At 34.6% G+C, this 21,605-nt stretch carries 16 protein-coding genes and 1 other annotated feature; of the genes, 5 read left to right on the forward strand and 11 right to left on the reverse strand.

Annotated features, from left to right (window positions below; all coding sequences use genetic code 11):
- Window positions 1–61 precede the first annotated feature (61 nt).
- Both ileS and C1Y58_RS17260 read right to left on the reverse strand, forming a co-directional pair.
- Window positions 62–3,178: an isoleucine--tRNA ligase gene (ileS, locus tag C1Y58_RS17255; protein WP_105617339.1), complete on the reverse strand. Its 3,117-nt coding sequence runs from the start codon at window positions 3,176–3,178 to the stop codon at window positions 62–64.
- A 140-nt stretch (window positions 3,179–3,318) separates the two neighbouring features.
- Window positions 3,319–3,554, reverse strand: a binding site (T-box leader).
- A gap of 68 nt (window positions 3,555–3,622) precedes the next feature.
- Window positions 3,623–4,552 carry a DMT family transporter gene (locus tag C1Y58_RS17260; protein WP_105617340.1) on the reverse strand — a complete coding sequence of 310 codons (930 nt, stop codon included), beginning with the start codon at window positions 4,550–4,552 and terminating at the stop codon, window positions 3,623–3,625.
- Window positions 4,553–4,851: 299 nt separating this feature from the next.
- On the opposite strand from C1Y58_RS17260, the gene C1Y58_RS17265 reads away from it, so the two are divergent.
- Window positions 4,852–6,312 (forward strand): nicotinate phosphoribosyltransferase, encoded by a 1,461-nt coding sequence (locus C1Y58_RS17265; RefSeq protein ID WP_105617341.1) that lies wholly within the window; start codon window positions 4,852–4,854, stop codon window positions 6,310–6,312.
- 75 nt (window positions 6,313–6,387) lie between these two features.
- On the opposite strand, the gene C1Y58_RS17270 is transcribed toward C1Y58_RS17265, so the two are convergent.
- The 8 genes from C1Y58_RS17270 to C1Y58_RS17305 all read right to left on the reverse strand — a co-directional run bounded on the left by C1Y58_RS17270 (window position 6,388) and on the right by C1Y58_RS17305 (window position 15,954).
- A complete protein-coding gene (locus tag C1Y58_RS17270) occupies window positions 6,388–7,218 on the reverse strand; it encodes a carbohydrate ABC transporter permease (RefSeq protein ID WP_105617342.1) in 831 nt (276 codons plus the stop codon).
- Window positions 7,218–8,099 carry a carbohydrate ABC transporter permease gene (locus tag C1Y58_RS17275; RefSeq protein ID WP_105617343.1) on the reverse strand — a complete coding sequence of 294 codons (882 nt, stop codon included), beginning with the start codon at window positions 8,097–8,099 and terminating at the stop codon, window positions 7,218–7,220. Before C1Y58_RS17275 ends, C1Y58_RS17270 begins: the two co-directional genes overlap by 1 nt.
- 233 nt (window positions 8,100–8,332) lie before the next feature.
- The gene (locus tag C1Y58_RS17280; protein WP_157950174.1) at window positions 8,333–9,685 is read right to left on the reverse strand and encodes an ABC transporter substrate-binding protein; all 1,353 of its coding nucleotides are present in this window, start codon (window positions 9,683–9,685) and stop codon (window positions 8,333–8,335) included.
- Window positions 9,686–9,923: 238 nt separating this feature from the next.
- Complete coding sequence (locus tag C1Y58_RS17285; RefSeq protein WP_105617345.1) at window positions 9,924–10,901, reverse strand: LacI family DNA-binding transcriptional regulator; 978 nt, start codon at window positions 10,899–10,901, stop codon at window positions 9,924–9,926.
- Between the two features lie 69 nt (window positions 10,902–10,970).
- A complete protein-coding gene (locus tag C1Y58_RS17290; RefSeq protein WP_105617346.1) occupies window positions 10,971–11,891 on the reverse strand; it encodes a galactose-1-phosphate uridylyltransferase in 921 nt (306 codons plus the stop codon).
- Window positions 11,878–13,353 carry a glycosyltransferase gene (locus C1Y58_RS17295; protein WP_105617347.1) on the reverse strand — a complete coding sequence of 492 codons (1,476 nt, stop codon included), beginning with the start codon at window positions 13,351–13,353 and terminating at the stop codon, window positions 11,878–11,880. The genes C1Y58_RS17290 and C1Y58_RS17295 overlap by 14 nt, the downstream gene beginning before the upstream one ends.
- 10 nt (window positions 13,354–13,363) lie before the next feature.
- A complete protein-coding gene (locus C1Y58_RS17300; RefSeq protein WP_105617348.1) occupies window positions 13,364–14,323 on the reverse strand; it encodes a carbohydrate kinase family protein in 960 nt (319 codons plus the stop codon).
- A gap of 359 nt (window positions 14,324–14,682) precedes the next feature.
- Window positions 14,683–15,954 carry an adenylosuccinate synthase gene (locus C1Y58_RS17305; RefSeq protein WP_105617349.1) on the reverse strand — a complete coding sequence of 424 codons (1,272 nt, stop codon included), beginning with the start codon at window positions 15,952–15,954 and terminating at the stop codon, window positions 14,683–14,685.
- Between the two features lie 425 nt (window positions 15,955–16,379).
- On the opposite strand from C1Y58_RS17305, the gene C1Y58_RS17310 reads away from it, so the two are divergent.
- From C1Y58_RS17310 to kduD, 4 genes are all read left to right on the forward strand, one after another.
- Entirely contained in the window at window positions 16,380–17,039 is a 660-nt protein-coding gene (locus tag C1Y58_RS17310; protein ID WP_157950175.1) for an adaptor protein MecA, read from the forward strand.
- Window positions 17,040–17,146: 107 nt separating this feature from the next.
- Window positions 17,147–18,124 (forward strand): LacI family DNA-binding transcriptional regulator, encoded by a 978-nt coding sequence (locus C1Y58_RS17315; RefSeq protein ID WP_105617351.1) that lies wholly within the window; start codon window positions 17,147–17,149, stop codon window positions 18,122–18,124.
- Window positions 18,125–18,321: 197 nt separating this feature from the next.
- On the forward strand, window positions 18,322–19,164 hold the full coding sequence (gene kduI, locus C1Y58_RS17320; RefSeq protein WP_105617352.1) for a 5-dehydro-4-deoxy-D-glucuronate isomerase: 843 nt from the start codon (window positions 18,322–18,324) through the stop codon (window positions 19,162–19,164).
- A gap of 13 nt (window positions 19,165–19,177) precedes the next feature.
- Window positions 19,178–19,939 (forward strand): 2-dehydro-3-deoxy-D-gluconate 5-dehydrogenase KduD, encoded by a 762-nt coding sequence (kduD, locus tag C1Y58_RS17325; protein ID WP_105617354.1) that lies wholly within the window; start codon window positions 19,178–19,180, stop codon window positions 19,937–19,939.
- Between the two features lie 149 nt (window positions 19,940–20,088).
- On the opposite strand, the gene C1Y58_RS17330 is transcribed toward kduD, so the two are convergent.
- Window positions 20,089–21,564 carry a sulfatase-like hydrolase/transferase gene (locus tag C1Y58_RS17330; RefSeq protein ID WP_105617355.1) on the reverse strand — a complete coding sequence of 492 codons (1,476 nt, stop codon included), beginning with the start codon at window positions 21,562–21,564 and terminating at the stop codon, window positions 20,089–20,091.
- Window positions 21,565–21,605 lie beyond the last annotated feature (41 nt).

Consider the following 21,605-nt stretch of genomic DNA (forward strand, 5'->3'; position numbering starts at 1 on the left):
AATAAAAACTTAAAAAGCCGATAAACTTTGTAGCGTTTATCGGCTTTGAGAAATTATTCTTTTATACCCTTACTACTGTTAATGTAACAGCTTCTCCGTTAACCTTCCAGTCTTTTTGATACCCTTCACCGGAACCTTCTGATACCTCATCTGCAAGCACTTCACTTGCTATATATTCTTTATTTGCTTCCATGATTGTAGCAACTTTTTCATTATCTTTATAGAATACACGAATGTGATCCATAACTTCAAACTCAGCTTCCTTACGCATTGTTTGAATTTTACTAATTAATTCTCTTACGAATCCTTCCTCAAGAAGTTCATCTGATAGATTAGTATCTAATACTACAGTAACTCCTTTATCAGCTTCTGTTACAAAACCTTCTTTGTGAGTGGATTCAATGAGTAAGTCCTCTTTAGCTAATACAACGGCTTCACCATCAAAATCAAATGTAAGCGGCTTATCATCGTTTAATTGATCCATGGCTTCATTACCATCTATACCCTGTAAAGCTCCTCTAATCTTACCAACAAGTTTACCGTATTTTGGTCCAACTACTTTAAGATCAGGCTTAAATGTATAAGTGGTAAAATCACGAACGTCATCAGTAAACTTAACTTCTTTGATGTTTAATTCATCCGTAATGATATCTACATAGTTATCCGGAAGAACTTTCTCTGCTTTCACATACATATTACCGATTGGTTGTCGATTTTTAATGTTGGCTGAATTACGACAAGCACGACCTAGAACAACTACCTCAAGTAATTCTTCCATATTTTCTTCTAACTCTTTATCGATCCATTCTTCTTTATACGTTGGGAAGTCGCATAAATGTACAGATTCTTTAGCTGACTTATCCACAGTAACCACAAGGTTTCTGTAGATTTCTTCTGCCATGAATGGAACGAATGGTGCTGAAATCTTCGCTAAAGTAGTTAAAGCTGTATATAACGTCATGTATGCATTCACTTTATCTTCTGGCATACCATTAGCCCAGAATCTTTCTCTACTTCTTCTTACGTACCAGTTACTCATTTCGTCAACAAATACTTGTAATGATTTTGCTGCTTCTGTAATACGGTAACTACTTAGCCACGTATCAACTTCTTTAACAGTTGTTTGTAGCTTGGATAATAACCATTTATCCATTAAACCTAACTTATCAAAATCAAGTTCATATTGAGTTGGATCAAATTCATCTATATTAGCGTAGAGAACATAAAAGGCATAAGTATTCCAGAATGTCCCCATGAACTTTCGTTGTCCTTCAACCACAGCATCATTATAGAACTTATTAGGTAACCATGGTGCACTGTTTGTATAGAAATACCAACGTATTGCGTCTGCTCCAAATCGATCTAAAGCATCAAATGGATCTACTGCATTTCCTTTTGACTTTGACATTTTCTGTCCATTTTCATCTTGCACAAGACCAAGGACGATAACATTCTTAAATGGTGCTTCATCAAATAAGACTGTTGAGATAGCTAATAGTGAATAGAACCATCCACGAGTTTGATCTACAGCTTCACTGATGAAATTAGCTGGGAAGTTCTCTTCAAATATTTCTTTATTCTCAAATGGGTAGTGCCATTGTGCAAAAGGCATAGCTCCTGAATCAAACCAACAGTCGATTACATTTTCAACTCTTGTCATCTCCTCGCTACACTCTGGACACTTGATATGCACTTCGTCAATATAAGGACGGTGTAATTCTATATCCTCTGGACAATCATCAGACATTGACTTTAATTCTTCAATACTTCCGATAGCGTGACGATGACCACAGCCACATTCCCAGATAGGAAGTGGTGTACCCCAATAACGGTCACGACTGATTCCCCAATCAATTACGTTTTCTAACCAATCACCAAAACGCTTTTCACCGATTGCGGCTGGTAACCAGTTAATTGTCTTATTATTAGCAATCAAGCGATCGCGAACTGCTGTCATTCTGATAAACCATGATTCTCTAGCATAGTATAATAGTGGCGTATCACAACGCCAGCAATGAGGATAGCTATGCTCATACTCAAGCGCTTTATATAGTTTCCCTTTTTCATCAAGATACTTGATGATTTCTGGATCTGTTTCTTTTACAAATGTATCTTTCCAATATGGAACTTCTTCTGTAAATGTACCTTGCTCGTTAACTAACTGAACAAATGGTAAGTCATATTTACGTCCAGTATTTGCATCATCTTCACCAAATGCAGGAGCTGTATGAACGATACCAGTACCATCTGTTAAGGTAACGTAATCAGCGCATGCAACAAAGTATGCTTTTTTATTAGGCTTAACGAAATCAAATAATGGCTCGTATTCTTTGTATTCAAGATCTTTACCTTTATAAGTTTCTACTACTGTAAATTCAGCTTTTAAGACATTCTCAGCTAAAGCTTCTGCAAGAATGTAGTAATTGCCTTCTGATTCGACTTTAACATAAGTCTCATTTGGATTAACAGCTAAAGCTACGTTTGATGGAAGTGTCCAAGGTGTTGTAGTCCAAGCAAGGAAGTAAGTCTTATCTTCTCCCACAACTTTAAATCTAACATATACAGATTCTTCATTTAGGTCCTTATAACCCTGAGCTACCTCGTGTGATGATAAAGGAGTACCACAACGTGAACAGTAAGGTACAATTTTATAGCCTTTATATAGTAAATCCTCTTCCCACATTTTCTTAAGCGCCCACCAGATGGACTCAATGTATTCATTGTGGTATGTTACATATGGATCATCCATATCCGCCCAGAAACCAACTTTTCCTGAGAAATCTTCCCACATACCTTTATATTTCCATACACTCTCTTTACATTCTTTGATAAATGGCTCTAAACCGTATTCCTCAATTTGTTCTTTACCATCTAAACCTAATAATTTCTCTACTTCTAACTCTACTGGAAGACCATGTGTATCCCATCCAGCTTTTCTTAATACTTTATGACCTTTCATTGTCTGGTAACGAGGAATTAAGTCTTTGATAACTCTTGTTAACACATGACCGATATGTGGCTTACCATTAGCAGTTGGAGGACCATCATAAAACGTATATACTGGTGATCCTTCTCGTTCTTCAATACTCTTTTGAAAAATGTCATTATTATTCCAAAAATCTAGGATTTCTTTTTCACGTGCAACGAAATTTAAATCCGTCGAAACTTTTTTATACATAGGAATACCTCCTAACCTTTCTATATCATTTAAGTAGGCTTATGCATATTGTTGGAAATATCTTGTAAATTTATACTTATTAATCCCAAAGCCTTCCTTGATCCTTTTTTACTACACTAAAAAGTCCCTACGGAAGACTCCGTAGGGACGTATATATACGCGTTACCACCCTAATTGTCGCATACTCACATACACGACCTCTCACTAGGTTCAAACAAACCTTTGCCTATAACGGGGCTTACCGGTAACCTCTTACTTATGTTTCAGAGGTACTGCTCAAGAGTGATTTGTTTTTTACATCAACACTGATTTACACCAACCATCAGCTCTCTGTAGATGAAAATTGCAAAAAACACGTCTCCATCGTCGCATTTAACCTACTATAGTTAGTATTAATTTTATCAACTTTATGACTTGATGTCAATAAGGAAATTACATACAAATTTAGCCTGCTACCTTTCTATTAACCATATAGATACCTAAAGAAGCACAAACTAAACCGACTACGATCATAAAAGTAAAATGTTCTTCTGGTATAAGGATAGCTGACAATATGCTTCCAAATACGGGGATTAAAAATTTGAATATGGTTACTGAGCTAGCAGTGTTATACTTCAGTAGATTAAACCAAATCGTAAAAGCTGTTGCAGATAAAAAAGCTGAGTAAATTAAAAGTACCACTGCTAAAAAGGTAAATTGTAGATGATATCCACCACCGGCAATAAGACCTAACATTAATAATATCGCTGATCCAAATAAAAACTGCCAACTGTTCATTATAATTGGATTAATATCTTTGGCCAGCTTCTTAGCATACAGTGTTGCAAATGCTGACGTTAAGCCTGAAAAGATAAGAAACCCCTCACCATAGAAACTGAAATCCATGGCTAAACCTTCTGATGTACCTTTCCAATTAACAGCAAATATGCCTAAGAACCCAAGGATCAAGCCCATAACTTTACTCAAATTCATTTTATCATTATGATAAACAAAATGAGCTGCAATGATTACAAAAAATGTGCCAAAGGAAGAAAGAATAGCGCTTTTTATCCCAGTTGTATTGGCTAACCCATTATAAAAAAAGAAATATTGTATCGTTGTATTAAATATACCTAAGACAAATAATTGCTTCAATACAGTTTTTGAAGGTCTTTCAATCTTTTTGAATTGAACCTTTGTTAAGATGAATAATAAGATACCCGCTAGGAAAAATCGTATACCAGCAAGAATCATACGAGATATAGCATCGTCGCCAGAAATACTTAATTCTCTATAAGTAATCTTTAATACCGGGAATGCACTTCCCCATAAGAATGTACAAATAACACAAAGTGTTATAATTGCGCTTTTTCTAGTCAATAATTCTTTGTCCATTATTTTACCTCTAACAATATATATTGTATATCTCAAAAGTTTTTAAAGTTCTTTAGGTTACTATAACGCTAAATTAACTTTTAGATTACTTGTATAATTATAAAGTTTTCCAATAGAATAGTCTATATATTTAAGTCATATTTTGTTGAATATAAAGTGGAATCTCTTTTCACTTTATATGGAAAGACATATGTATTGACACTGTTGTGTGACAGTTTATATTGTGGTATAATGAGTTCAATTTATATAGATTCATGGGATACAGCTAAAGTTGATCCTATAAGAAAGGAAGAAAAGTTGTGTTACCTAATGATTTAACGTTACTCACTGATTTGTATCAATTAACCATGATGCAAGGTTATTATAAAGCTGAAAAAGCTAATAGAGAAGTGGTCTTTGATCTCTTCTACCGTACCAATCCTTCTGAAGGCAGTTATGCTATCATGGCTGGTTTAGAGCAAGTTATCGAATATATTGAAAACTTAAGATTTTCTGATGAACAATTAGATTATTTAAGATCACTAAATATCTTTGATGAAGACTTTATTTATTACCTAAAAGAATTTAGATTTACAGGAGATATTTATGCCATCGAAGAAGGCTCTGTCATCTTCCCTAAGGAGCCTTTAATCCGGGTAAAAGCGCCTCTACTAGAAGCACAATTCATTGAAACAACTTTGTTAAATATTATTAACCATCAAAGTCTCATTGCTACTAAGTCCTCTCGGGTATGTTGGGCTGCTAAAGGCGATGGTGTTCTAGAATTTGGTTTAAGACGTGCCCAAGGACCAGATGCAGGTTTATATGGAGCAAGAGCTGCCGTAATTGGTGGCTGCACAGGCACATCTAATGTACTAGCAGGACAAAAGTTTAGTGTCCCTGTATCAGGTACTCATGCTCATAGCTGGGTCATGAGTTTTGACGATGAATTAACTGCATTCAGGACCTATGCTGAAACCTTCCCTAATGCATGTATTCTATTGGTTGATACCTATAATACACTAAAGTCAGGTGTGCCAAATGCTATTAAGGTTTTTGATGAACTTAAAGCAAAGGGTATCAAGCCTAAAAAATATGGGATTCGTTTAGATAGTGGTGATTTAGCGTACCTCTCTAAAGAAGCTAAAAAGATGTTGGATGCAGCAGGTTATCATGATGCTATCATCAGTGCTTCTAGTGATCTAGATGAGTATTTAATAAGTACCCTTAAACAACAGGGTACAACCATTAACCTATGGGGTGTTGGAACTAGACTTATTACTTCTTCGGATTGCCCCGCATTTGGCGGCGTATATAAATTAGCTGCTAAAGAAGATGAAAATGGTCAGGTTATACCTAAGATTAAATTATCTGATAACCCAGAAAAGGTAACTAACCCAGGTCTCAAAAAAATTTATCGTATATATGACGAAGCAACAGGAAAAATTAAAGCTGATCTTATAACATTAGCACATGAAGAGATTGATGCCTCAAAACCGTTGACACTTTTTGACCCAAATAATACATGGAAGCGAATGACCCTTAAACCTGGTGCTTATGGAGCTAGGGAATTGCTAAAACCTATTTTTAAAGATGGACAAAATATCTATCAATCTCCAACAGTTATGGAGATACGTGCTTTTTGTCAGAAGGAACTAGAGACTTTATGGCCTGAATCACGAAGATTGGTTAACCCACATGTTGTTCCAGTGGATTTATCCCAAGAATTGTTTGATTTAAAGAAAGATATGATCGAAAATATTAAGAGAAATAGTTTATAGATCCTGTTTACAGATTGTAATCAAAACGCTCAGTTCACCTTGTGAACTGAGCATTTTTAAATACTTTTCCTAATATTATTTTATTGAACCAGCAAGGACACCTTTAATAATTTGCTTCTGAGCTAATAAGTAAAATATAATGATTGGAATAATGGCTAATACAAGTCCTGCCATAGCTAGGGTCCAATCTGCTTGATAGGCTCCAAAAAAGTACTTAGTGGATAATGGTAATGTTCTTAATTCTTTCTTCTGTAATACTAATGAAGGTAACAAAAAGTCATTCCAAATCCACATTCCATTAAGAATAGCAACCGTTACCGATATCGATTTTAATAATGGAAATACGATCTTCCAATAAAGTTGAAGTTTATTACATCCATCAATAGTAGCAGCTTCTTCTAAAGATATAGGTACAGATTTTACGAATCCATGGAATAAGAAGACTGAAAGGCTTGCTCCAAAGCCCACATACATGAAGATGATTCCAAAATGTGTATTAATCAAATTGAGCTTATTAACACCAAACAGATCAACTAAAGGTAGCATAACAGATTGAAAAGGTATCAACATGGCTGCTACAAATGAATAGAAAATTACATTACTTAATTTGGATTTAGTACGGGCTAACATCCATGCCGCCATTGATGATAAAATGACTATTAACAACAAACTCAAAACTGTAACAATTAACGAGTTCTTAAAAGCAGTTAAAAAACCCATTTTATCCATAGCCTTTAAATAATTATCCAATAAAAGTTCATTTGGCCATGAAAGTGTATTCAGCAAAAATTCTTTTTTACTTTTGAAACTATTAATAATGATTATATAAAAGGGTGATATATAAAGTAATCCTAATAAAACACCTAGTACTTCTAAGATTATTAATTGGATTTTTTTATTACGCATCACATCTCAACCTCCCTTTTCTTGCTAAGGTAAACTTGGGTTAAAGAAACTACTGAAATCAATAAGAACAGTATGACAGCTTGGGCTTGCCCAACACCAAATTTAGACTCTATGAAGGCTTTATTATAAATTTCTAAAGTCAATAACTCTGTTAACCGACTAGGGTCTCCTTTCGTCAAAGCTGCATTGACATCAAACATCTTGAAAGAACTTGATATGGTTAAAAATAAACTTACAGTAAAAGCTTGTGCCACAAGTGGGAAAATAATAGCTTTAATTCGATGCCATGCATTTGCACCGTCAATTTGAGCTGCTTCCAATAAATCTTCAGGAATGCCTTGTAATGCTGCCACATAGATAACCATAATATAGCCACCCATTTGCCAAGTACTAACAATGGCCATTGCCCAAATTGCATGGGTAGCATCACTAAGCCAAGGCAGCCCAAAGAATCCTATTCCAGTGCTGCTAGCAAGGGCTACAAATACTTTCATGAAGATAAAGCGCCAAACATAACCAAGAATAATTCCCCCTATAAGATTTGGCATAAAGAAAGTAGTTCTTAATAAGTTGGATGTTTTAAGTTTTCTTGTTACTAATAAAGCTAATGTAAATCCAATTATATTAATTAATAAAACAGAAATCATCGTGTAGATGATAGTAGCCTTAAATGATATAATAAATTGCTCATCGTTAAAAACTTCCATATAATTTTGAAATCCAATATAATTAATTGGATTATCAGGTATAGCACTCCAGTCTGTAAAAGAATAATACAATCCCATAGCAAACGGAATAATAACTACCATTATAAAAGTGATTAAAACGGGACCAACAAACCCCCAAAAAGCTAATCGATCATGAAATACATTTTTCTTCATTGCTCCACCTCAGTGTTAATGTAAATTTATATAATATATTTATTTAATATAATCATGATGATTAACCTTAGAATTTGATTTTTCTTTCTTCATACAATACATAATACTTTATCCACTCTTAAACTACTATATATTGTATATGATTTCTCTAGGCTTTAGCATCTTGATCATATAGTTCAATCAATGTTTAGGAGGGCTAATTACTCTTTAGTAATCAGCCCAAACCTTTAGGACTATTGAGCTTTTTCAGCCCATTTAGTATCTAAGAATTCTAAAACTTCAATCCATGTCTTGTTACCTGATACATAGTCTTGAAAAGCTTGCTTTGCATCTGTTTCATTCATTCCTGCTGGAAAAGCATGCCATACCCAAGGTATTGTCTTCCCTGTTGAAGAATACTCTAGAATAGATTGTGCTAATGGATCCGCTTCTGTTGCATCAACATTAGTAAACGCTGGTATGAATTTTGCGTCATCAATCAAGAATTGATGCCCACGTTCACTCATTGCAATATAGTTTAAGAATAGTATAGCTGCATCTTTTACACTATCATCAAGCTTACTATTAACTACCCAGTAATTTGGAACACCTACAGGGATAGAATCATTTTTGCCACCATCACCAAGTGGAATTGGTAAGAATGCAATATCTAACTCTGGGTCAATCTCCAACAATTGATTAATGGTCCAGTTACCTTGTTGCATGAATGCAGTTTTTCCAGCAGCAAAATCACTGTATTGTTTCTCATAATCAATTGATCCAACATCAGGATAACTGTATTCAATGAAAGTATCTATTAAATTTTGAAACTCATCAAATCTCTCATTCTCAGCAATAATAGCAGTTCCATTATTCAATTCATCAACATATGCAAGTGGATCTTCTTGCATAGCAAATGGAACATTGAATGTGTGGTATGCAGCTACCCACCATGCAGTTCCACCAACTGACCATCCCATTGTAGCTTCTAAACCTAATTCTGATTTTTTTGTATCAACTTTTGCAAATAACTCTCTTAAAGCTGATAATGAATTAACTCCTTTGATTTCTTCATCAGTTATTCCAGCTTCATGAAGTATTGTACGATTATACATAACACCGTAACCTTCTATGTTCATTGGTTGACCTAACACTTTACCTTCTTGAGTAATGTTATCTAAAAGACCTGCAGATGTTACTTCAACCCATGGTTCATTCGATAAATCTTCTAAGTAATCAAACCATAATTGTCTCTCTGTTGGTCCAGGTACATTGAATATTGCTGGCATATTACCAGAGTTCATTCTTGCTTTAAGTGCTGCACCATAATCTTCTCCTCCACCAGTTGTATCTAAGTTAACACTGATATATGGGTACTCTGACTCAAAATCTGCTATTAAACTATCTAATTGTTCTACAATTTCTACTTTGAATTGAAATATATCTAATTCAACAGCTTCCATCTCATCTTCAACATCATCTTTTGTTTTAGAATTATCAATAGTTTGATTGTTACCATTACTTGATTCTTTTGTTTCAGTGTTTTGACTGCATCCTACAAAAGAAAGTGCCATTACAATAACTAAAAGTGTCCATAATTTTCTCATTACCATTCCCCTTTTTTCTTAATATTTGGAATTTTCCAACTAAATAAATTTGTCTACCTCATCCGCCAACCGCTTCTTCAATCTTTTTCAGTCATTTGTTGTATTTTGATAAATAAAAGATATACATACAAAAATACTTGTTAACAAGTTACAATTACATTATAGATGATGCTATGTCGTATGTCAACCGTTTGACATACGATTTAAAAATTTTTTGATAGGGTAATTTTATACCCTATCAAGTTGTTTGTCTTTGAATTAATTTAACAGGAAATACGTTTTCTACATTAATATTTTCTGAATCCATTTGCATAATGAGGAGATCTACTAATTTTTTGCTCATAATTTCAATCGGCTGTGCAATAGTGGTCAACTCAGGCGTCATGAATTCAGCCACATTTATATTATCATAACCTATGACTTTTATATCATCTGGTATATTCATTTGATTTTTAATCGCAGCTTTAATGACATAGGATGCAATAATATCACTGCTAGCAAACACACCATCAATATCTGGATGTTCTTCAAAAAGCTTGCATGCCAAATCATCATATTCAGCAAAATTAAATCCTTTTATATCTGTTTCTAATAGAACTGTTTCGATATCATTTCGGTTTGCAACTTCTTCAAAAGCATCGTACCTTTTATTCGAAAGTAAGTCTAACGTTAGATTACCACCAATATAAGCAATCTTCTTGCAACCTTTCTGAATCAACAATTCTGTAGCTAATTGACCACCTTGATAGTTATCACATGATACAAAAGGTATCTGCTCATCTATTCGACGGTCAAGGGTGACAATAGGCAATTTCAATGCCTTATAATCATCAACATCTAAAGTATGGCTCCCCATGATGATACCATCAACCTGACTACGCTTCAGCATTTCAATATACTCTTTTTCCTTTTTTAGATCTAAATTCGAATTACATAACATCACTTTATAGCCTTTTTCAAAAGCATAAGCTTCAGTTAAATTCGTTAAAGCGGCAAAAAAAGGATGTGATGCACTTGGTACTATAAGCCCAATAATATTGGATTTTTTTCTAAAGAGAGATCGTGCAATTTCATTAGGTTGATAGTTAATCTCTTCCATAGCTTTATGAACTTTCGACTTTACATCATCACTTAAATAGCCGCGATTATTAAGGACACGAGAAACAGTTGTTACAGAAACACCTGCTTGTTTGGCCACATCTTTTATTGTAGGCATACCATTGCTCCTTTATATAGGGTGTATTTGTCAATATTATAGTATAAACCTACATTAAAGTAAATAACTCTACCATTTTAGATCATTTGCTACCTGTTCTGGTGATACTGAATTGACATAGATACCTGTACTCAGCTCAAAACCTGCTTGCATAGATAGTCTTGGTGTTACATGTATATGCCAATGGTAGAAATCACATTTGCTAGGAATAGGGTAGAAATGGAAGAACATATTAAAAGGTACATTACCAACCTTTACATATAGTCCTTCAAACAGCTTCTCATATATACCCGCTAATTCGCAAACTTCCTCTTCTCTTAATTGGTCAAATGCTTTGGTCTGTTTATAGATAATCTGTATTTCATAATTAAATAACGAGGCATAAGGTGCTAGAACCAAAAAGTTGAAAGAGTCATGAATGACCCTCTTATTTTCCTTGATTTCTTTTTCCATAACTTGTTGATGCAGAGATTTCTGATGAGTTAATGCAAATGTTTGGCATCGTAGAAATTCTTCCTCTACATCCTTTGGAATAATGGGTAACCCTATAATTTGACTATGTGGATGTTCCAATGATGCTCCTGCTTCTCGCAAATGATTTTTAAATATACTTACGTACTTAACCGTATCATCCTTAATATAAGCTAAATAGCGGTGCTTATACATGCGAATGATGCGTTCAAAGTCCTCTTGAGTCATATTAAAATAATTATCATGATGCCGGTTAGATTCAATAACTACCTCATGGTACCCTCTAATGGATCCTTGGTCATTGACTATGGGAAATTTATTAGGTACGACTCTTCCCTGCCATGGGTCTTCACTAATAACTAATGAAGCCGTCGGTGTTTTATCCTCATTACCCAGACAGAAGAAGCAATCTTTATCAATATCACTTAATTGAGATTTAAATTGCTGTGGCCTTTTCCCTCTGGCTTCATTGATAATAACTGATTTCCCACTGAATACATCTTCTCTAAGTTCTTGCATCGCGATTGTTCTCCTTTAAGTCGATGAGATCTAATTGTAATGTACCTTTTAGTAGATCTTTCATTTCTTTAGTGATTCTAGTCTCATCCTCAGAGGTACGGATTCTTCTTATTGCTTCTACGTACTGCACTGCTGCTATATCCCAAGTATATTTAGATTTGACACGCTGGATACCCAAAAGGTGATAGCTATCCCAGTTGTCCAATGCTAACTTTAAACCTTCTTGAATATTTGATAAATTACTAACATCTACAAGAACACCGTAGTACCCTTTATCATCTTTTAGTACTTCACTTGGTCCACCATTCTTTGTAACAACAACTGGAAGACCACATGCCATAGCCTCAATAGGTGCTAGACCAAAAGGTTCATATATCGCTGTAAGGGAGAAGATAGACCTTCGATTACTTGCCACCCTATAAAATGAAGCCAATTCTCCTTGACTCAATATGTTGGCAAAAGTAACCTTCCCCTTTAGCTTATGTTCATCTATCAAACTCATTATTTCATCCATTAAATTACTTTCCTCATCAGATAACTGCTTATAACTTTCAAAGGGGTTATCAACTCCTCTTAAGACAATTACTAAATTCGCTTTTTCTTGTAAATCAAAGTCTTTCGCATAGGCTTCTACGAGACCTTTATGATATTTTTTAGTATCCAATCTACTGGAACAAATTATTCCTGGTAATGTTCTTCTACCATCAACAATATCTCTAATCATTAGAGTATCAAAGTAACTGTTCATCTTTTGATCAATGTCAGCCTCAAGTATCGTGAAAATTTTTGTATTAGCACCAGGTGGAACAACTTCAAACTTCTCAGGATTATACCTGTCTCCTGCACCATGATAATAGGAGTGTGTATATTGCTCCTCTCTCTCTTGTTTCGTTGATACAAAGCAAATTGATGCATGTAGCATAGCGTGCCTTTCAGCCATTATTCGTGTAGTAAAGTGAAAACGGCTTTCATACTCCTGATAGTTCTCCTCTGAAACTCCCATCTTATCCATCTTCTGAGCTCCTAATGAATGAGCTGTAAAGGAAAAGGGTATGCCAGTTTTTTCTTTAAATAAACAACCCGCGATACCACCATCACCATAATGCGTCGTTACAAACCCAGGCATTTGTCCCTCTTCCTTATAAAAAAAGTGGATATTCTCGACCCATTCTTCTAGATGAGTCCATAGTTCCTCTTTTGGAATAAATCCTTTAGGTCCACAGGGAATACGCACTATACGAACCCCTTTAGCTTCTGGATAGTAATCAATAGTATCAGCAAACTCTTTCCATCCTGAGTTTTCTATTCTACGTGTCACAATATCTATTTCATGACCTTCATTAGCCATAGCTATGGCCAATTCCTTGACATATACCAATTGGCCACCAAAATCAGGATGTTCTGTCCAATAGGAGTCTTTATGATCAAAGTTACCCTGTGGATTAAAAAAAGCTATATGCATCTTATCCCTCCTATAAGTGATAGAGTTTTTTAATTGTCTTTAGGTCAGGCAAATCAACTACTGCACCTGTATACTTTAATTTATATGCACTCACTGCAAGACCTACTTTAACTGCTTCTATAACTGTATATTTTTTAATTAGAGCTGAATAAAATCCAGACCAAAAAGCGTCACCAGCTCCTGTGACATCCACTACATCATTGGCCATGGTTTTAAGATAGACTTTATTCTGACCATCGGATATGATAGCTCCTTCAGCCCCAAGAGTCATTAAAACGAGATCAACTCCTAAATTATGAAATTTATCTATCTGATTTTCTGGTGTATCTTCACCAAATAAACGACGCGCATCATCCTCTGAGGGCTTAATAACATTAACATCCTTGAGGATATTTTTTATATAATTAACCCCTCCTTGAGAACCCTCCCATAATGCTGGATGATAGTTAGGGTCCATGCCAATGAATTTCCCTCGCTGTTGGCTTATGTTTATTATTTTTTCTACAACCTGTCTTGATAATTTATGCGTTAATGGCCAGGTCGAGAAATGTATGATGGTTGATTTATTAATTAGTTCTTCAATAGCGTCGTTATATTCTAATTGGTAATCCGCATCGCGGTAAAAAATTGGCTTGGGACTTCCTTTACTTTTTGTAACCAGAACAAGACTAGTAGATCCTTCTACCTTATTAATGTATTGAACAGGTAAATCCGACTTACTTTTTATCTCATTTAATAGGAACTCACCTAGACCATCCCTCCCTATAGAAGATATGACATTGGATTTAATGCCAAGCTTTCTACAATTCATCGCAATGTTGGCCACTGAGCCTCCAAAGTATTTACTATAGGTGTTACTTTCGAAATTTTCACCATATTCATCTGATATTAGATCAACAAGTATCTCTCCAATTGTAACCAAGTCATATTTATTTTCATGTATATCTAGTTGCATATTCAATTGGATCATGTATACCCTCTTTTCTATTTATAATAAGTGCTAGCTACCTTTAGAGATAGATAACTACTCACTCATAAGTACTTTTATTTTTAATAAACTTCTTCTTCAATCTTGGGCACTAGTGATGCTAAACTTTATTAACCGTAATTTATTATATACAAAATATAATCGTATGTCAACCGGTTAGCATATAGTTTCATTTTTTTACCTAGTAGCTAAGTCATATGCAAAAGCGGCTACCGCTGCGTTAAAACGAAATAGGAAAGTACGGTACCTTGCGAGCAAAACGCGAACTTTCCTATTCCATAAAAAAAGATGTTACATGCTTTGCATGTAACATCTTCTTATTAAACTTATCACTGGACCAATTAACGATAAATATTTTGATCTCTGTTTGGACCTACACCAATCATCGTTACTTTAGCACCGCATAATTCTTCTACACGAGCAATGTACTTTTTCACCGTTTCTGGTAATTCATCATAAGTACGAATATGATCAATTTGTCCCCAACCTTCTAACTCTTCATAAACTGGTTCACATTTAGCCAGTTCCTCGAGGCTTGCAGGGAATTCAGGAATAATCTCGCCATCTTTACGATAGGCTACACATATTTTCACCTTATCAATATCAGCAAGCACATCAATTTTATTTAAAGCAATAGCAGTTAATCCACTCGTTCTTACTGCAAACTTACCAATAACGGCATCAAACCATCCACATCTTCTTGGACGTCCTGTTGTAGTACCAAACTCATGACCAACATTACGAATTTGATCGCCCGTTTCATCAAATAGTTCTGTAGGGAATGGACCTTTACCTACACGGGTAACATAACCCTTCATAACACCTATGCATTCATCAATCTTTGTTGGTCCAATACCTGAACCCACACATACACCACCCGTAATAGGATGTGAGGAAGTTACATAAGGATAAGTTCCTAAATCAATGTCTAATAATGTTCCTTGTGCACCTTCGAAAACAACATTTTTACCACTTTCAATAGCCTCATGAACCAATACTGTTGTATCAGCAAAGTACTGCTTCAACGCTTTAGTATAAGCCATATAATTCTTAATAATTTCATCAGCATCAACTGTATCCGTGCTGCCATAAACTTTTGTAATCATAGCATTCTTTATTTCAACGTTTCTTCTAACTTTTTCTTCAAATACTTCTGGATTAAGCAGATCACACACACGTACACCTGAACGCTCGACTTTATCCATATAGCATGGACCAATACCTTTTTTAGTTGTTCCGATACTTTCATCACCACGGTGCTTTTCTTTAATCCCGTCTAAAACTTTATGATATGGCATAACAAGATGGGCTCTTAAACTTATTTTTAAGTTATCAGTAGATATACCTCTATCATGTAGCATGCCAATTTCCCCCAGAATGCCTTCTGGATCAATAACAACACCATTACCTACAATACAGAGGGTGCCAGGATATAGTATTCCAGATGGTACTAGATGAAATTTATAAACTTCGTTATCGACTGCTACTGTATGACCAGCATTATTTCCTCCTTGAGATCTCACCACTACGTCTGCTTTCTCTGATAAGATATCAATGATTTTAGCCTTACCTTCATCTCCCCATTGTGCTCCTATAATTACTTTTCCTGCCATAACATATCTATCCTTTCTGAACTCCATTTCATGAAGTTTATTTAGTGATTTAAGCTCATTAAAAAGTTAGTCTCATCTATAGATATTGAACTGAAAATGTTTATCAATAGTTCAATATGTTTTCCTTAATATATGGATGTTTTCTTTTAAACGTAATAACACTCCAATAGCATATCAAAAAACTAAAAAGAAATCAATAGAAAAACCGAATTTTATTCATATTTTTTTAGCTAATGTTCGATTTATGGAATAAATTAGATAACTCCCTCCCCCTACCCCACTACTAGGAGTATCTGTTGTTTACACAGAAAAATACATAATTCACCTCTTTACATACAACTTGATTATAGATTATACTATAAGTGTAAATATATACCCCAGCTACTTTCATCCTAATGTGAATATATAGAATGGATGGTGATAAAATGAAAATCGAAAAAATGAGTGACACTCAAGTACGTGTAATATTAAATAAATCTGATTTACTTGAAAGAGAAATCAAAATTAGTGAATTGGCTTATGGCTCCGATAAAGCTCAAAAACTTTTCAAGGATATGATGAAAAAAGCTTTCGATGAATTTGGTTTTGAGGCTAATAATGTACCTCTTATGATTGAAGCTGTACCTATGTCAACAGAGAGCATTATGATAATTGTAACTAAGGTAGACGATCCTGACGAAATTGACGATAAGCTGGCTAACCTGACCCCTAATAAAAACATTAGAAAATTCAAAAAGAAATCTGAAATCGAAGAGGATTTCGGAGAAGTCATTGACTTATCAGAAAGAAAGAATCTTAACGTCAAGCAAACCTTTATTTATACATTTAATAAACTAGATCATATTATTGATGCTTCCTATAATATTGAACCAGAACATATAGAGAGTACTCTCTATAAAAATGAGAACACAAAGAAACTATTTCTTGTTCTTCATTGTTCCAATAAAATATCTTCTGAAACAGAGAAAGTACTATTAGAATATGGTAACAAAGTAGATTCCTCTGATATCGCAGAAGGCTATTTAAAGGAACATACAACAACAATTATTGATCAAAAAGCTATAAGCAAATTAAAGCTTATTTAAACCATCTTGAAAAAGGTGGTTTTTTTCTTGACTTTTTTTATAAAACTTTGGTATCATATAAGTGATACTTTTATTTCATAATACTGACACTAGGAAGAAGGTGTATTATGGCAACAATTGATGATATTGTTCAATTATCCGGTGTTTCTAGAAGTACAGTTTTTCGCTTTTATAACGGTCAAAATATACGTTCTGACGCTAAAACAAGTATCATAGAAGCCATGAAGCAATTAAACTATCGTACTGATGAACTCTATAAATATCTTAATATAGAGCTTGAGATTAGTATTTCGTCTGACTTTGAATCCTTTCAAGGCTTTACAAAGGTAGTCAATGGGATTACATCTCGAGCAGAAGAAAAAGGTATTAAAGTGAATATTGCTAGACGAAGCGTAGAGCAGATGGAGAGAGATTATACTAACTGGAACAATAGTACCACTTTGAAAGGCATTATTGTTGTAGGTAAAAATACAAATGACACCTTACTAGAAGCTGATTTAATGAAAAAGCACGGTATTCGACATGTATTTGTCAATCGTATTATGGCTGATGCAAACATTAGCTACGTTGCCGTCAATTTAAGAAAGGCAGCTTCTGATATGGTAGAACATCTTATTACCATTGGTCATAAGAACATAGCAGTCATTGGATGCCCTAGCCATTCTCAAGTAGATGAAGCTAAATTACTTGGCTATAGAGATGCTTTTGAAAAACATAATCTTCCTATAAATCATAAACTAGTCCATGAATTATCATCAATGGACCAGTGGGAAGAAACCGTGAGACACATCTTAGAAATCCAGCGCCCTTCAGCCTTTTTTGCCATTTGCGACTCCCATGCCATTAAACTAATTAAATTCGCTAAAGATTATGGTATCGATATTCCAAGTGATATGGCTTTAGTAGGTATGGATGACATTGATATGACTGCATATGTACACCCATCGATAACAACTGTTCATGTTCCATTCTCAAAAATGGGAGCTTTAGCTGTCGACCATGTTATCAATTTATTAATACAAGAAGATGTTCAAGCAACCAAGACAATTGTTAAACATCATTTAGTTCATAGAGAAAGTTGTTAATTGCATTAGAGAAAAAAAGCCCAGGTTAAGTTCACCTAGGCATAGAGTGGTATTAAAAAACATCCTATATATTATAATACAAATAAAAAATATAATCAAATATATAACCACTCTTGTATCTCTAATGTTCATTATAAATATATCTAAGGTTATTTATAAACACTCTTTAAATAACCAGAAAAAATGGAGGTATTATTATGGACATTCGTTACGCATCACACCCTGATGATGTAAAATTTTACACAACTGAGGAATTACGTAGAGAGTTCCTCATCCAGAATCTTTTCCAGGAAAATGATGTACATATGGTTTACAGCCATGTGGACCGCATCATAACTGCAGGAGCCATGCCAACTACTGAAAAAGTACATCTTGAAAAGAATGTAGATTGTGAGAAAAATTTAGGTGTCAGCTATTTCCTTGAAAGAAGAGAAATGGGTATTATCAATATTGGAGGTAAAGGTACTGTCGTTGTTGGAGATGAAACATTTGAGTTAGATAATCGTGACGGACTTTATATTGGTATGGGTAATAAGGGTATCAACTTTACAAGTGAAGATCCTGCAAAGCCAGCAAAATTTTATATAAACTGCGCTCCAGCTCATAAGTCATATCCTAATGTAAAAATCTCTATTGATGATGCGACACCTTTACATTTAGGATCAGATGAGCAATCTAACAAGAGAACTATTTATCAATACGTACATCCAAATGTACTCAAGAGTTGTCAACTCTTAATGGGTATGACAATCCTTGAGCCGCAAAATGTTTGGAATACAATGCCTTGCCATACTCACGAAAGACGTATGGAAGTTTATTTCTATTTTGATATGGACGATGATAATGTAGTCTTCCACTATATGGGGCAACCACAAGAAACACGTCACATAGTTATGCGCAACGAGGAAGCTGTTATATCACCAAGCTGGTCTATTCACTCAGGTTGCGGTACGAAAAACTATACCTTCATTTGGGGAATGGTTGGAGAAAATCAAACCTTCACTGACATGGATGGTATTGACATGAAAGACTTATTCTAAAGGAGGCAATATGATGATATTAGATCAATTTCACTTAGATGGTAAAGTTGCCCTGGTAACAGGTTGTCGAACTGGACTTGGTCAAGGTATGGCTTTAGCATTGGCTGAAGCTGGCGCAGATATTGTAGGCGTTGATTACCTTGATGTGGACGATACAAAAGCTAAGGTTGAAGCATTAGGTAAAGAGTTTCTTGGTATCCAAGCTAATCTTATGACGACAGAATCAAATGCTTCAATCATTCAAGAAGCCATTGATACCTTTGGCCATATTGATATTCTCGTTAACAATGCTGGTATTATTCGCCGTGAAGATTCCATCAACTTCACAGAAAAAGACTGGGATGATGTTATGAACATCAATATCAAAAATGTATTCTTCTTAAGTCAAGCTGTTGCTAAAGAATTTATCAAACAAGGTACTGGTGGCAAAATCATCAATATTGCTTCTATGCTTTCTTTCCAAGGTGGTATACGTGTGCCTTCCTATACAGCTAGTAAATCAGCTGTCATGGGTGTAACACGTTTATTAGCCAATGAATGGGCTAAAGAAGGGATTAATGTTAATGCGATTGCACCAGGTTACATGGCTACAGATAATACAGCTCCTTTAAGAGCAGATGAAAAAAGAAGTGCTGAAATTCTTGGAAGAATCCCAGCAAATCGTTGGGGATTACCAGAAGATCTAGCAGGTCCTATTGTCTTCTTAGCATCTAAGGCATCCGATTATGTCAATGGATACACCGTTGCAGTTGATGGTGGTTGGCTAGCTCGTTAACAATAATAAGGAATAGATAAGGGATGTCTAAATGACTTGATTTAGATGATCAGCCGAGATTGAATATATTAGTGAGCACCTTAAGTTTTATTTGTAACTCTAAGGTGCTCTTATTATTTCTGTGAGATTATTATATATTTCCTATTCTACTATCCATTTACATCATCTAATGGTTTGTACTCATCAGTAATTTTAGGACCATACGGCGCAACTCTTAATATTGGGTAATGGGATTTATATAAACTATGATCTTCTGTTTTATGAATCATATTCCACATATAAGTACATAGTTCTCTCACTTTGTACTTATATTCCTTCTTATCAATAAGATTATTTAGCTCATAGGGATCATCATCTAAATTATATAACTCATCAAAGTCAAATCCATTAAATACGTATTTCCATGCTCCACCCCATACAATTCGTTGTGTTAACCAAATGCGTCCACCATAATATTCAGCAAATCCCATGTGAAAATTCTCTTCATGATATTTATATTCCTTGCATACAGATGCAAATGATGTAGAATCTGGCACATCTAAAGTGTTGATTCCTGAAAGTTCCAACAACGTCTGCGCTAAATCATGTAATCCGACTCTGGCATTTGTTTTTATACCCTCTTCTATATTAGGTCCTGCCATAATTAAAGGGATATTATATACTTCTTCGTAGGCTCCAATATTTTTACAGTACAATCCATGTGCACCCAGCAATTCACCATGATCTGTCGTTAGAACAATAATCGTATTGTCTATTTCACCTTTTTCCTTTACCTTATTTATTAAACGTCCATATTGCTTATCAATTTCAGTTACAGACGCATAATAACAGACTCGTGCTAATTTATGATCTTCTTCTGTATAATGTTCAAATACTCTAGCTGCTTTTTTATATATATTAGGTCGTCCTTCAAGTTTGTCATATATATTATCTGGCAATTCAACATCATTAACATTATACTTGTTAAAAGCATCATTACCACAAACGAAAGGATCATGTGGTTCTTTTATACTAGCAAAACAACACCAGGGTTTATTAGATCCAGATACTTGATCTAGGAAATCAAGAGCCAGAGATGTTGTAATTCCCATACTTCTTTTATCACTCTCTACCTCTGTTACCCCATAAAAAATCTGCTTATTATCATATCCGAGGGGGTATTCATGATACTTCACTATACTATAGTCTTGAGAATCATCTTTATTACCACATATCTCAGCTTTTTTATTCTTGTATAATTGTGTATCTATCCCACCATTAATTTGCCATCCATACTTTTCTAGATCACAAGATCTTTCAACATGCCATTTCCCAAAATAACCTGTATGATAACCATTCTTTACTAAGTATTGAGCCCAATGAGGCTTATTATCTCGAATAACAGATTGATCATTATCCACATTGTGGGTAACACAAAGTACACCATGATTATGGGGTAATAAACCAGTCATTAGACTTGCTCTGGCAGGTGAACATACAGCATTTGGCGTATATGCTTTTTCAAACGTCATACCTCTTAATTTGAGCGCATCAAAATTGGGGGTGATGCAAGGGCTATCTTCCTTCAAAACATCTCCTTGTAATTGATCACACATAAGAAATAGAATATTGGGTCTATTTTTCATTATTACGCCCTCCTTCCTAGATATTATAGGCTATAAAAAAT

This window comes from Vallitalea okinawensis (genome assembly GCF_002964605.1).
In the GTDB taxonomy this organism is placed as follows: Bacteria; Bacillota; Clostridia; order Lachnospirales; family PQDH01; genus Vallitalea_A; species Vallitalea_A okinawensis.

Bases quoted from the DNA above. Each gene is read 5' to 3' on its own strand.
- C1Y58_RS17260 (WP_105617340.1), bottom strand. From the start codon at position 4,552: ATGGACAAAGAATTATTGACTAGAAAAAGCGCAATTATAACACTTTGT.
- C1Y58_RS17305 (WP_105617349.1), bottom strand. From the start codon at position 15,954: ATGGCAGGAAAAGTAATTATAGGAGCACAATGGGGAGATGAAGGTAAG.
- C1Y58_RS17330 (WP_105617355.1), bottom strand. From the start codon at position 21,564: ATGAAAAATAGACCCAATATTCTATTTCTTATGTGTGATCAATTACAA.
- C1Y58_RS17300 (WP_105617348.1), bottom strand. From the start codon at position 14,323: ATGATCCAATTGAATATGCAACTAGATATACATGAAAATAAATATGAC.
- C1Y58_RS17270 (WP_105617342.1), bottom strand. From the start codon at position 7,218: ATGCGTAATAAAAAAATCCAATTAATAATCTTAGAAGTACTAGGTGTT.
- kduD (WP_105617354.1), top strand. From the start codon at position 19,178: ATGATATTAGATCAATTTCACTTAGATGGTAAAGTTGCCCTGGTAACA.
- C1Y58_RS17315 (WP_105617351.1), top strand. From the start codon at position 17,147: ATGGCAACAATTGATGATATTGTTCAATTATCCGGTGTTTCTAGAAGT.
- C1Y58_RS17285 (WP_105617345.1), bottom strand. From the start codon at position 10,901: ATGCCTACAATAAAAGATGTGGCCAAACAAGCAGGTGTTTCTGTAACA.
- ileS (WP_105617339.1), bottom strand. From the start codon at position 3,178: ATGTATAAAAAAGTTTCGACGGATTTAAATTTCGTTGCACGTGAAAAA.
- kduI (WP_105617352.1), top strand. From the start codon at position 18,322: ATGGACATTCGTTACGCATCACACCCTGATGATGTAAAATTTTACACA.
- C1Y58_RS17310 (WP_157950175.1), top strand. From the start codon at position 16,380: ATGAAAATCGAAAAAATGAGTGACACTCAAGTACGTGTAATATTAAAT.
- C1Y58_RS17295 (WP_105617347.1), bottom strand. From the start codon at position 13,353: ATGCATATAGCTTTTTTTAATCCACAGGGTAACTTTGATCATAAAGAC.
- C1Y58_RS17290 (WP_105617346.1), bottom strand. From the start codon at position 11,891: ATGCAAGAACTTAGAGAAGATGTATTCAGTGGGAAATCAGTTATTATC.
- C1Y58_RS17275 (WP_105617343.1), bottom strand. From the start codon at position 8,099: ATGAAGAAAAATGTATTTCATGATCGATTAGCTTTTTGGGGGTTTGTT.
- C1Y58_RS17280 (WP_157950174.1), bottom strand. From the start codon at position 9,685: ATGAGAAAATTATGGACACTTTTAGTTATTGTAATGGCACTTTCTTTT.